The sequence below is a fragment of the Ruegeria sp. Alg231-54 genome (genome assembly GCF_900143525.1).
Classification (GTDB): Bacteria; Pseudomonadota; Alphaproteobacteria; order Rhodobacterales; family Rhodobacteraceae; genus Ruegeria.
In genome coordinates, this window is record NZ_FREZ01000003.1 from 405,678 (window position 1) to 418,176 (window position 12,499).

Sequence of the window (12,499 nt, forward strand, 5' to 3'; positions counted from 1 at the left end):
GCCCCTTACAGATAGGTCAGCGCAAAGGCGCGCACGGAATCCGGAAGGTATTCATAGACCGCTCCGGCGGGGATTTTGACCTGAAGAAAGCCACGGAAAACGATGGTGACCACAAAGCCGAACAACGCAGCTATTCCGATAGCATTTGCACCACGAAACCCTACACGAAGGGTCAGGAAGACTGCGAATAACATGGTTGAGGGCAGATATCCCAGCTGCGGAACCACCAGCACATAGATCAGGAAATAGGCAACATATTCGAACGAGCGAACCCAGAACCCGACCTCGGTCCAGCGGCCACTGATCCGGTCTGACAAGGCCGAGCTAAGCCAATGCAGAAACCCGAACACCACCATGCACCAGATTGCAATTGTGGGCCAAAGACCCGGCTGCGCGAACCATTTGGTTCGTTTGACGACCTTGGTCTGATCACCCAGCTGGGACAAAAGAAACACCGCGAATGCCAGAAACAGTACGGCGAAAACGACATCGCCGGGTCGGCGATACCTTTTGAACATGTCCTGTAAAGTCTTTGCAATCATCGTTTCCTCCCAACCTGAAAGAGGCGTGAGGCTGTGCCCCACGCCCAATCTGGATCTTACTCGCCCAGAATTTCTTCAATCTTAGCGAAAGAGGATTTGTCTTGCTCAATCTGAGCGTTGGATGCGTCTGGGTCCTGCCAGTAGATCAAAGCACCGGTTTCCTCAGCAAGCTGCTTGGCCTTGTCCGACTGCACCGCCTTTTGTGCTGCTGCAGTGATTTTTTCGCGTGCCTCGGGTGGAGTATCCTTGTGAACGAACAGGCCGTTCCACAATGCCAGCGGCAGATCCGGGTTGAGCTCGACGATCGTCGGCGTATCGGGGATCAGCGAAATCCGCTCGCCACCAATGCTCGCCAGAATATTCACGTCGTCCAAACAAGGTAGAACAAGTTGCAACGTGGTATTGATGACGTCCACATCACCCGATGCCAACGTGTTGCAATCCAACGCGTCAAAGGCTGCTTCACTTGCAAAATCAAATCCGCTGCTTACAGCAGCAGCAAAGGTGACCTGCGTGGGCGGCAAGACCGAGCCGAAATGACCAAGCGCCAAATCGTTGTCCTTGCCGTGTTCTGCCAGTTCTTCCCAGTTCGAGAACGGCGCATCCTTGCTGGATGCGATTACGAATGGGTAAGTCAGAAAAATACCGATCGGATCAAACGGGTTCGGGTTCAGTTCAGGGATACCGATTTCCGGTCCAATGACGGGAACGCCAATGACGAAAGAACCAATAGTGTATCCGTCCGCCGGGGCGGTGGCGACTTCGACTGCACCTGGGAACGGACCGCCGCCGCCGCCAGGCTTGTTCACGACCGCGGCCGGGACGTCGTACATGGCTTGAAATTCGTCCGCGATCATTCGCGTCAGCACGTCCTCAAGATCGCCCGGAGGCCATGGAACCACGAAGGTTACCGGTTTCTCTGGATACTCTGCCAGTGCAGCGGTTGCTGACGCTACAAATGCGGCGGTTGCTAGAAATTTCTTCATTGACACCTCCCGTTAGTGGTTCAACAAATGAACCGCGTTAACAATAATAATGTTGCGTTGTTAAGTTAATTCTGTCAAGTATTACCTGACCAGGAGGAGGCAAAACACATGGGCACCGCACTTAATGCCTTGAAAATGCTAGAGTACTTTTCAAGCTCTCAGCCGGAAATCGGGCTGAGTCACATTGCGCGCCTGGCTGGTTTGAACAAGGCGACCGCCCTCCGCCACTTACGGGCACTGGAAGAGTTCGGCCTGATCGAGCAGAATCCGCAGACGAAATCATATGCCATCGGACCAGCTGCTCTACGGTTGGCCGCCCTGCGCGAAATTGCCAAGCCGGGCCTTGATGGTGCACGCCAGAAAATGCAGGCCGCGATGCATGAGGTTGGCGAGAGTCTGCACCTTACGCTGCTTGAGAAAGACACTCTACAAACCGCGTTGGTGGTTGAAACCACGCAGCACAGCGTTCGCGTAAGTCTCGACCCTAGCGAAATTATTCCGGTTAACGCGACTGCTTCGGGATTGTGTATGCTGAGTTTCGGTCCCGCTTTCCTTCTGGAACGCTTGGAATCCGACACACTCACCCGATTTACCGAGGCAACAATGACAGACCCAAAGATTATTCGTGACCGGGTTGCACAAATCGGCCAGGCGGGCTGGGCCAATAGTAATGGCAGCTTTGAAGATGGTGTCTTCGGATATGCGGCGCCTATCTTCGGTATTGATCAGATCGCGATTGGAACCATTGCGATTGCCGTTCCCGAAATTCGTGCAACCAGCGCGCGGCAGCCGCTGATTTTGACCTCACTCCACACTCTTTCGAAAGACCTGACCGCAAACTTTGGCGGCCAGATGCCCGAAACTTTTCCAACCGAATTCCACCCATGATTGACGGGCGGACTAAATCTCCGGAGACACGCTACATGAAAGACTCCAACTTTCTGAAAGAAAACAACGCCCGACATTTCTGGCAACCAATGGCGCACCCGGCCGACAGCCAGAAAAACCCGCCGACCATTCTGACCGGCGGTGAAAGGGTCAGCATCATTGATGTGGATGGCCACAAGGCGTTGGATGCAGTAGGTGGCTTGTGGAACGTCAATCTGGGCTATTCCTGTGATCCTGTGAAGCAGGCCATCACCAATCAGCTGAACGCGCTGCCCTATTATTCAACCTTTCGCGGCACCAGCAACGACAAGGCGATCGAACTGTCCTACGAGTTGGCTCAGTTCTTTGCGCCTGACGGATTGACCCGTGCATTCTTTACTTCGGGTGGATCGGATTCGGTTGAGATCGCGCTGAAACTGGCGCGCCAGTATCACAAAGTACGCGGCGAGGCTGGCCGTACCAAGTTCATCAGCCTGAAACAGGGCTATCACGGCACCCATTTCGCGGCTGCCTCGGTCAATGGCAATCAGAAGTTCCGCGCGGCTTATGAGCCGATGATGCCGGGATGTTTCCACGTGCCCGCGCCCTGGACCTATCGCAATCCGTTCGATGAGACGGACCCCGAGCGTCTTGCGCAGCTTTGCGTAAAAGCGCTGGAGGCCGAAATCGCATTCCAGGGTGCAAACACCGTCGCCGCATTCATCATGGAGCCAATCTTGGGCGCAGGTGGAGTGATCCCGCCGCACAAGAGCTTCATGCCCATGGTGCGTGAAGTCTGCTCGAAGCACGGAATTCTGCTGATTTCGGACGAGATCATTACTGCCTTTGGGCGTACAGGCAGCGAAAGTGGCGCGCGACATTGGGAGGTGCAGCCCGATATCATGACAACGGCCAAAGCCATCACAAACGGCTATTTCCCATTCGGCGCGGCAATGATCTCTGGCGCGGTTGCGGAGGTGTTCGAAAGCGACACTACCGGCAGAGCTTCTGTCGATCAGGGCTACACCTATTCCGGGCACCCGGTTGGCGCGGCCGCAGCCTTGGCCACGCTTGCCGAGATCAACCGCCTGCGAGTTTGGGAAAACGCAGCTGCACGGGGGGATGAGTTGTTTGCCGGGTTGAAAAAACTGGCCGACAAATACGACGTAGTCGGTGACGTGCGAGGGGGTGAAGGTCTAATGTGCGCGCTCGAGCTGGTTTCGGACCGTGCGACCAAGGCACCAATCGCCAAACATCTTCCGCTGCAGGTTCAAAAAGCTACTTATGAAGATGGCGTGATGGTCCGTGTATCTGGAAACAACATCATATTGTCTCCGCCGCTGGTCATCACGTCTGATGACGTAGCCAAGATCCTGTCAGCCCTGGATACAGGACTAGCGAGCCTGTAGTGATCACACTGGCCCCGGCCTTCAAGGTCGGGGTCAAACCTTTACGGCCTGCAATTCCTCAAGTAGATCCAGAAGGTTGTCGATTTTTTCCTGTCCCATTTGTGCCTCGATTGTATTGTGAATCGCCAGCGAGGTCGCAAGGTTCTCTTCAAGAATTTGACGCCCCTCATCGGTGATCTTCACCATGGTGCGACGCTTATCCGTGCTGCCCTGACGGCGGGATATCTGCCCATCATTCTCCATCGCGCGTAGAATTCGCGTCAGGCTGGGCAGCAAAAGGCAGGCCTCATTTGCAATAGTGCTTTGTTCCACTTCGCCCATTTCGTCCAGAACACGAAGGATACGCCACTTTTGCTCGGTCAGCTGTATCCCCTGCAGCATATCCCGAATTGGGGCCATAACGGTTTCGCGTGCGCGTAGCAGGGCGATCGGAAGAGCGCGAGAGGTTCTCGTGGTATGGCTTTGTCGGTTCATTCCAGCCTTCTAGAACGCCATTTCAGGAAATGCAAAGATTAACAAAGCAAGTTCTTGACGGTCGCGATACAATTTACTAAACATGTTAAGTAGTAAAGGAGAGCTCATGCCACACTTCCACGTCGAATACTCCGGCAATCTGGACGATCGGGTCGACATCGGTGGCTTGTGCGAATGCATACGAGACACCGCTGCGGGGATTGAGGCTTTTCCAATGCCGGGAATTCGCGTCCGCGCCACGCGTGTTGACTATTTTGCCATTGCGGATGGAGATCCCAAGCATGGCTTTGTGGACATCTCAATCCGCCTGCGCGCTGGCCGTCCTGACGACGTTAAGAAGAACGCAACACAACGTATCTTTGATGCGGTTGAGGCGTATCTGGAACAGGCCTTCTCGAAACACTCTATCGCACTTTCACTAGAGATGCGTGACATCGACCCAGACCTTTCGCCCAAGACCGGCACAATCCGGAATCATTTGGCTGCGACAAAGCAGGAGACCTGACACATGAGCGTACCGGATACGAATATCGAGAAACTGGCAGGCTTTCTGGCCCGGTTCAAAGAAACGGGCATCAAGAACCGTATCGCAGGCGAAGACCGGGATGGCGCAGCGGGCGTTTTCCAATCCACCTCTCCGGTGGACAAATCAGTAATCTGCAACGTTGCGCACGGTACGTCCGACGATATCGACGCGGCGGTCAAAGCGGCCCATGCTGCCTTTACTGAATGGCGCGACATGCCCGCCACCGAACGCCGCCGGATCCTGCTAAACGTTGCCGACGCCATCGAATCCCGGGCCGAAGAAATCGCGCTGTGTGAATGTTGGGATACCGGCCAAACACTGCGATTCATGTCCAAGGCGGCGCTGCGCGGTGCCGAGAATTTTCGCTACTTTGCGGATCAGGTCGTGCAGGCTCGCGACGGGCAGCACCTGAAATCGCCGACGTTGATGAATATCACCACCCGTGTACCTATCGGCCCGGTTGGTGTGATCACTCCGTGGAACACGCCCTTCATGCTGTCGACGTGGAAAATCGCGCCCGCTCTGGCCGCGGGCTGCACCGTGGTCCACAAGCCAGCCGAAGACTCGCCTTTGTCCGCCCGCCTGTTGGTGGAAATCGCCGAAGAAGCGGGTTTGCCCAAGGGCGTGCTGAATACCGTGAACGGTTTTGGCCCTGATGCCGGTAAGGCGTTGACAGAGCACCCCTTGATCAAAGCCATCGCTTTTGTCGGAGAAAGCCGGACAGGCAGCATCATCACAAAGCAGGGTGCCGATACGCTCAAGCGGATGCACTTGGAACTGGGCGGCAAGAACCCCGTTATCGTGTTTGATGACGCCGATCTGGACCGGGCTCTGGATGCGGTGATCTTCATGATCTACTCGATCAACGGTGAACGCTGCACCTCGTCCTCGCGGCTGCTGGTGCAGGACACTATCAAGGAAGAATTCGAGGCCAAACTGGTCGAGCGTGTGAACAACATCAAGGTCGGGCACCCCCTGGACCCTGCGACCGAGATCGGCCCGCTAGTCACTGAGGAGCATTACAACAAGGTGACCTCATACTTTGACATCGCCAAAGAGGATGGTGCGACCGTCGCGGCCGGTGGGGTCAAGGTTGGTGATGTCGGATTTTTCGTACGCCCGACATTGTTTACCAATGCCAACAACAACATGCGCATCGCGCGAGAGGAAATATTTGGCCCCGTGCTAACTTCCATTCCATTCTCGACCGAAGAAGAAGCGCTGCATATCGCCAATGACACGCCCTATGGGTTAACCGGCTATGTCTGGACCAACGACCTTACACGCGCCCTGCGCTTTACCGATAAGTTGGAAGCTGGGATGATCTGGGTGAACTCGGAAAATGTTCGCCACCTGCACACGCCCTTTGGCGGGGTAAAGGCGTCAGGTATCGGTCGCGACGGCGGTGATTGGAGCTTTGACTTCTATATGGAGCAGAAACACGTGGGCTTTGCCACTGGTCAGCACAAGATTATGCAGTTGGGAAAGTAACGCCTTCCGAGCGACGTCTGGTCAAGGTGCCGCTCGTAAAAAGATAGAATACGTGCGCACATCTATGGTCCATGAACTCTTTGAGAGTCGGACCAAACGACGTCTGGTCGTCCGCTCTCCCTTACAAAGCGGTCAGACGCCACCTTATATGAGGAGGAACTGTCATGGGAAAGATTGTACAGGCTGCTAAGATCACACATGTGCCCAGCATCTGGATGTCCCACACGATGCCGAAATACAAAGGTATCCGGCAACCTGCGATAGATGGTTACGCGCGTCTGCGGCAGGACGCGATTGACCGCGATGTCGACACCTTCATCGTATTCGATACACATTGGATCACCAATCAGGGTTTTCACCTGAACACAAAAGAGCGCCACAAGGGCCGATTCATCAGCCACGAACTGCCGCACATGCTGGCGGATATGGAGTTCGATTACCGCGGTGATCACGAACTTGGTGAAACCATCCTCGACGTTCTGAGAGAGCGTGGGGAACGGGCTCTGGGTCATTCGCATCCCGACATGGGAATGGAGTACGGTACCCTTTTGCCTATGCATTTCATCAATGAAGGTGTGAATGCCCGGGTGCTGCCAGTTGCGGTCAACCAGTTCTCGTCTATCGCCGAGAACCGCGTTTGGGGTGAAGCCATCGCCGAAGGCATCCGGCGTTCGAACCGCAATGTTTCGATTCTGGCCTCCGGGTCTCTAAGTCATGACTTCACGCCGAATGAGCGCTCTGTCGAAGGTCTGAACGCAGTGAATGGCGAGTTCAACCGCCAGATGGATATGCGCGTTCTCGAATTGTGGCAGCAGGGCCGTTTCGAAGAGTTCCTGGACCTTTTGCCTGACTACGCCAAAAAATGTACGGGCGAGTGTGCGATGAACGACACTGCCCTGCTGTTCGGTGCGTTGGGATGGGGCAGTTACAAAGGCGAGATCGACATCTACACCCCGTATTTCGGTAGTTCCGGAACGGGTCAGGCAAATATCAGCTTTTCGGTCTGAGGCCGAGACACGGGAATCCTGCAAATGACAGACTTACGTCTCAACGACCCCACGTTGCTTATCGAAGCGGCGCGGGTTGGCTCCAAATGGGTCGGTGCCACTGAGGTATCCGCCACTCTGGAAGTGACCAACCCGGCAACTGGTGATCTAATCGGACGAGTCCCAAATCTTGGGGCGGCCGAAACGGCCGAAGCAATCGCCGAAGCGCACCGTGCACAGAAGGGCTGGGCCAAGCGCACAGCGAAGGACCGCAGTCAAATCCTGCGCCGCTGGTAGGAGCTGATGATCGAAAACCAGGATGATCTTGGCACTATCCTAACCGCCAAGCAGGGCAAGCCGTGGGCTGAGGCCAAGGGTGAAATCGCTTATGGCGCCAGCTTCATCGAATGGTTCGCTGAAGAGGCCCGCCGCGCCTATGGCGACGTCACCCCCGGCCACGCGCCGGATAAGCGGATCATCACCATCAAACAGCCGATTGGGGTTGTTGCCGCGATCACGCCGTGGAATTTCCCCAATGCCATGATCACGCGAAAGGCGGGACCGGCACTGGCGGCAGGCTGCTCCATGGTGCTCAAACCTGCCAGCCAGACGCCATTCTCGGCTATCGCGCTGGCAGTTCTGGCCGAGCGAGCCGGGTTGCCTGCGGGATTGTTCTCGGTCATCACTGGATCAGCGCGCGCCATCGGAGGTGAGATGACCTCGAGCAAAACCGTGCAGAAACTGACCTTTACCGGGTCCACCGAAATCGGCGCGATGCTTTATGCGCAATGCGCACCTACGATCAAGAAACTAGGTTTAGAATTGGGCGGCAACGCGCCGTTCATCGTGTTTGACGACGCAGATCTGGACGCGGCAGTCGAAGGGGCAGTGATCGCCAAGTTCCGAAACAACGGCCAGACTTGCGTCTGCGCCAACCGCATCTATGTCCAGTCTGGGATCAACGACACGTTCGCCGAAAAACTGGCCGCTAAGGTCGCAAAACTGCCGACTGGAAACGGCTTTGACGAGGGCACCGTCTTTGGCCCACTAATCGATCAAGCCGCAGTCGCGAAAGTGTCTGAGCATATCAAAGACGCAACCGCCAAGGGTGCAACAGTCACACTGGGCGGCAAGCCGCACGCCCTTGGCGGCACTTTTTTCGAGCCGACCATCCTGACTGGCGTGACCGCAGACATGGCGGTGGCGACCGAGGAAACCTTCGGCCCAGTCGCGCCTTTGTTCAAATTCGACAGGGAAAGCGAAGTTATCGCAGCCGCCAATGATACCGAATTCGGCCTCGCTTCGTATTTCTATTCGCGCGACATGGCCCGTGTCTGGCGCGTGTCCCAAGCATTGGAATATGGCATGGTCGGGATCAACACCGGCCTGATCTCAACTGCCGAAGCGCCCTTTGGAGGCGTTAAGATGTCAGGTCTGGGGCGCGAGGGGTCGCGCCATGGGCTGGATGACTTCATGGAACTCAAATACTTGTGCATGGGTGGCATTGACGCCGCCGAGGAGGCCTGATGCGCTTTTCAACTTTCACCGCAAACGGAGCAACTTTTTTCGGCGCGATCACCAATGACGGTGCAATTGCGCTGAACGACGCCTTTCCCGATCAGGCCAGCCTTTACGAGGTGATCGCCGCGGGCGCGTTTGAAAAGTTGACCGAGGCCTCAGCAGGCCGCGAAGTGACCCACAAAAAATTCACTTACGAAATGGTGATGCCAGATGTCCGCCGCATCCTCTGCGTCGGGGTGAACTTTCCCGACCGCAACGCGGAATACAAAGACGGCAGCAAACAGCCGAAATACATGTCGTTGTTTCCGCGCTTTGCCAGCGGTTTCACCGGGCACGACCGCCCGCTGATCCGTCCTCCGGAAAACCACACGCTGGATTACGAGGGCGAGGTCGTTATCGTGATTGGCAAATCCGGTCGGCGAATTTCGCAGGTAGATGCCTATGACCACATCGCAGCCCTGACTTTATGTAACGAAGGCACAATCCGCGACTGGGTCCGCCATGCCAAGTTCAACGTCACACAGGGAAAGAACTGGGACAATTCCGGTGCCATCGGTCCGTGGCTAGTGCCATTCACCGACGCGGCCCAGTTGGACGATGCCCGAATTCAGACCCATGTGAATGGTGAGTTGCGTCAGGACGATACGCTGAATCGCATGATGTTCCCGATCCGGCGCGAGATCGAATATATCTCGACCTTCATGACGCTTCTGCCCGGTGACATCATCGTCACCGGCACCCCGACGGGTGCGGGCGCGCGGTTTGATCCACCGAAGTACCTGGCACCGGGTGACGTAGTGGAAATCTCAGTCGAGGGCATTGGAACGCTGCGCAACACAGTCGAGGACGAACAGGTATGACCCCCGAAGATCATGCCCGTGCCGCAGCCGACTTATTGCAAGCTGAATGCTCGCACGAACAGATTGGCCTTTTGACACTGCGCCATCCCGAAATGGGAATGAGCGACGCCTATGAGGTGCAGAACGCCATTTATCGACAAAAATTGGCCGAAGGCCGCAAGGTGATCGGCTGGAAAATCGGGTTGACCTCGAAAGCGATGCAATATGCGCTGAATATCGACATCCCCGACAGCGGAATTTTGTTCGATGATATGAAGTTCGATCACGGCGAAACCGTTCCTGCGGGCCGGTTCATCCAGCCCCGGATCGAGGCCGAGATTGCTTTTGTCATGAAATCTGCTGTAGGCGGAGAGAACGTCACCCGTGACGACATCATTGCCGCCACGGATTACGTCGCGCCTTCGATTGAAATCCTCGACACGCGTATTCAGCGTGTCGACCCCGCGACCGGACAAACACGTACCGTCTATGACACAATCAGCGACAACGCCGCCAATGCCGGCATCGTGTTGGGCCCCGAACGTCATTCGATAGATGCATGTGATTTGCGTTGGGTCGGGGCACTGACCTTCCGCAATGGTGAGATCGAGGAAACCGGTCTGGGCGCGGGTGTTTTGAACGACCCAGTCGAAAGCGTCGTCTGGCTGGCCCGTCGCATGGCGCAGTACGACCAGAGGATAGAACCGGGCCAGGTGATCTTGTCTGGTAGTTTTATTCGACCCGTCGAATGCCCGCCGAGCACCGAAATCCATGCTGATTTCGGACCATTTGGCTCGGTCGATATCAACTTTGCCTGAAGGAGGCCGGGATGCCCGCGCCACTAAACGCTTTCAAGGCCGCGCTGCAGGCTGGTCAACCGCAGGTTGGCTGCTGGATTGGAATGGCGGACACCTATGCCGCTGAAATCGCGGCCACGTCCCAGTTCGACTGGTTGCTTGTTGACGGAGAGCACGCCCCAAACGATCTTCGCTCAATCCTGGAACAGGTGCGGGTCATCGAAGGAAGCGGCAGCCAACCGGTCGCACGCTTGCCGATAGGTGAAACCTGGATGATCAAGCAATACCTCGATGCCGGCGTTCAGAATATTCTGGTGCCGATGGTCGAAAGCGGAGATCAGGCGCGGGATTTGGTACGGGCGGTGCGATACCCGCCCCACGGAGTTCGGGGCGTGGGATCAGCGTTGGCCAGGGCTTCGCGCTTTGCGGCGATCCCGGACTATCTGAAAACGGCTGATGAACAGATCTGCCTGCTTGTTCAGGTGGAAAACCGCGCCGGGTTAGAGGCACTAGACGATATTCTTGCCTCTGACGTTGATGGGGTCTTTCTCGGTCCCTCCGATCTGGCCGCTGACATGGGCCATATCGGTGATGTTGGTCATACAGAAGTGGTCGAGGCCGTTTTGGACGCGATAACTCGGGTCGTCGCGGCAGGCAAATTTGCCGGGATACTGACACTTGATCCGGCCATGCAGCGTAAATGTCTGGATCTGGGGGCGACCTTCCTGGCCACAAACATCGACGTTACTTTGTTCGCGCAGGCGGTGCGCCGGGCTGCCGATGAAGCCTTGGCGTTGCTACCTAACCAAAGCGTTTCGGGTGTTGCCCAAACGGAAGCGGCCAGCAAGTACCTGCAGCAATTGTGCAAGCACTGGTCCCACAAGGCCCAGGTGGCTTTCGACGACACCCACGGCAGCGTGGAATTTCCGGGCGGAAACCGGCTGACCTTGGTCGCAGGTGAATCCAGCCTTTCGCTGACGGCTGAAACCGGCCCTCGCGGAGATCTGACCCGCTGGCAGGAAGTCATCGAAGCGCATCTGGTACGGTTTGCTTTTCGCGAAGACATTAGCATTGACTGGGTGGGCTGATCCCAAATCAACTACCGCCTGAAGACGACTACAAGGAACACTCATGTCAGATCCGGTTTATGTAATTGGCGATATCCATGGCCAACTGGGGATGCTTGAAGACGCACTGGACCGGATCGAACGGGATGGAGGGCCAGACGCCAAGATCGTGTTTCTTGGCGATTATACGGACAGGGGTGCGCAAAGTTGCGGGGTTTTGGATCTGCTGGTCCGAGGGAACGCCGACGGTAAGAACTGGGTCTTTCTACGTGGCAATCATGACCAGATGTGCGCAATGTTTCTGGAGGACTATCCGCGCAATGATGCGCGCCTGCTGGTCGGGTATCACTGGCTTCATCCTCGGATCGGCGGGATCGAAACGCTGCGGTCCTATGGGGTTGAAGCCACCAACGTGGACAGAATCTATCAAGTTCACGCCAAAGCCAAACAGGCCGTCCCTCAGGCTCATATCGATTTTCTGAACGGGCTAAAACCGTTCCATCAGGACGGCGCATTGCTGTTCGTGCATGCAGGTATTCGACCCGGGGTGAAACTGGAGCAGCAAGACCACGACGATCTGATATGGATTCGTGAGGAATTCCTGAACCATAAAGATCCACATCCATGGTTGGTTGTCCACGGCCACAGCCACGTGGCCGCACCTGAACATCATGGAAACCGTATCAATCTGGATACAGGAGCAGGCTATGGCCAAGCCCTGACCGCCGCCGTGTTCGAAGGCACCACGTGTTGGGTACTGGATGCTGGTGGGCGTAGACTTGTGACCCACTGAGACAGACTCTGACTCACATGGCGTAAAAATGTGGCGTCGCCGATGTCGTTTCTTTTTTAAAAAGCTTCTCAACCATGATCGCCGTCATCGCTAAGCCTTGAACCACCACATTGGGTCCATCAGACGTTTTTTGGAACAGCAGTTCTTTACGGCGGTCGGCAGGATTGGCGGCAATAATAGCTGGAATGGACAACATTTTTC

The 12,499-nt window shown here is 56.0% G+C and carries 13 protein-coding genes and 1 pseudogene; 10 read left to right on the forward strand and 4 right to left on the reverse strand.

The genetic code is table 11. The features are described from left to right. Positions 1–5: 5 nt before the first annotated feature. Together DHN12_RS08660 and DHN12_RS08665 are read right to left on the reverse strand one after the other, a co-directional pair. Positions 6–542, reverse strand: a complete 537-nt coding sequence (locus DHN12_RS08660; protein WP_108859824.1) for a tripartite tricarboxylate transporter TctB family protein — start codon at positions 540–542, stop codon at positions 6–8. Positions 543–598: 56 nt separating this feature from the next. Further along, a complete protein-coding gene (locus tag DHN12_RS08665; protein ID WP_058274540.1) occupies positions 599–1,528 on the reverse strand; it encodes a tripartite tricarboxylate transporter substrate binding protein in 930 nt (309 codons plus the stop codon). Between the two features lie 108 nt (positions 1,529–1,636). Between DHN12_RS08665 and DHN12_RS08670 the strand changes: the two genes are divergently transcribed. Both DHN12_RS08670 and DHN12_RS08675 read left to right on the forward strand, forming a co-directional pair. Then, a complete protein-coding gene (locus DHN12_RS08670; RefSeq protein WP_108859825.1) occupies positions 1,637–2,416 on the forward strand; it encodes an IclR family transcriptional regulator in 780 nt (259 codons plus the stop codon). Positions 2,417–2,451: 35 nt separating this feature from the next. Further along, the gene (locus tag DHN12_RS08675; protein ID WP_108859826.1) at positions 2,452–3,804 is read left to right on the forward strand and encodes an aminotransferase class III-fold pyridoxal phosphate-dependent enzyme; all 1,353 of its coding nucleotides are present in this window, start codon (positions 2,452–2,454) and stop codon (positions 3,802–3,804) included. A gap of 33 nt (positions 3,805–3,837) precedes the next feature. On the opposite strand, the gene hpaR is transcribed toward DHN12_RS08675, so the two are convergent. Then, entirely contained in the window at positions 3,838–4,278 is a 441-nt protein-coding gene (hpaR, locus tag DHN12_RS08680; RefSeq protein WP_108859827.1) for a homoprotocatechuate degradation operon regulator HpaR, read from the reverse strand. A gap of 106 nt (positions 4,279–4,384) precedes the next feature. On the opposite strand from hpaR, the gene DHN12_RS08685 reads away from it, so the two are divergent. From DHN12_RS08685 to DHN12_RS08720, 8 genes and pseudogenes are all read left to right on the forward strand, one after another. Then, positions 4,385–4,783: a 5-carboxymethyl-2-hydroxymuconate Delta-isomerase gene (locus DHN12_RS08685; protein ID WP_108859828.1), complete on the forward strand. Its 399-nt coding sequence runs from the start codon at positions 4,385–4,387 to the stop codon at positions 4,781–4,783. A gap of 3 nt (positions 4,784–4,786) precedes the next feature. Continuing rightward, positions 4,787–6,295: a 5-carboxymethyl-2-hydroxymuconate semialdehyde dehydrogenase gene (gene hpaE, locus DHN12_RS08690; protein WP_108859829.1), complete on the forward strand. Its 1,509-nt coding sequence runs from the start codon at positions 4,787–4,789 to the stop codon at positions 6,293–6,295. Positions 6,296–6,459: 164 nt separating this feature from the next. Continuing rightward, positions 6,460–7,302: a 3,4-dihydroxyphenylacetate 2,3-dioxygenase gene (hpaD, locus tag DHN12_RS08695; protein WP_108859830.1), complete on the forward strand. Its 843-nt coding sequence runs from the start codon at positions 6,460–6,462 to the stop codon at positions 7,300–7,302. A gap of 24 nt (positions 7,303–7,326) precedes the next feature. After that, positions 7,327–8,808, forward strand: a pseudogene (locus DHN12_RS08700) (NAD-dependent succinate-semialdehyde dehydrogenase). Further along, a complete protein-coding gene (locus tag DHN12_RS08705) occupies positions 8,808–9,662 on the forward strand; it encodes a fumarylacetoacetate hydrolase family protein (RefSeq protein ID WP_108859831.1) in 855 nt (284 codons plus the stop codon). Before DHN12_RS08700 ends, DHN12_RS08705 begins: the two are co-directional and overlap by 1 nt. After that, the gene (gene hpaH / locus DHN12_RS08710) at positions 9,659–10,459 is read left to right on the forward strand and encodes a 2-oxo-hept-4-ene-1,7-dioate hydratase (RefSeq protein WP_108859832.1); all 801 of its coding nucleotides are present in this window, start codon (positions 9,659–9,661) and stop codon (positions 10,457–10,459) included. Before DHN12_RS08705 ends, hpaH begins: the two co-directional genes overlap by 4 nt. Positions 10,460–10,470: 11 nt before the next feature. Further along, positions 10,471–11,526, forward strand: coding sequence for an aldolase/citrate lyase family protein (locus DHN12_RS08715; protein ID WP_108859833.1), 1,056 nt, complete (start codon positions 10,471–10,473; stop codon positions 11,524–11,526). Positions 11,527–11,569: 43 nt separating this feature from the next. Beyond that, entirely contained in the window at positions 11,570–12,298 is a 729-nt protein-coding gene (locus DHN12_RS08720) for a metallophosphoesterase family protein (protein WP_108859834.1), read from the forward strand. Positions 12,299–12,311: 13 nt separating this feature from the next. Here the strand turns inward: DHN12_RS08720 and DHN12_RS08725 are convergent, their stop codons facing one another. After that, positions 12,312–12,494, reverse strand: coding sequence for a hypothetical protein (locus tag DHN12_RS08725; RefSeq protein ID WP_058278624.1), 183 nt, complete (start codon positions 12,492–12,494; stop codon positions 12,312–12,314). Positions 12,495–12,499 lie beyond the last annotated feature (5 nt).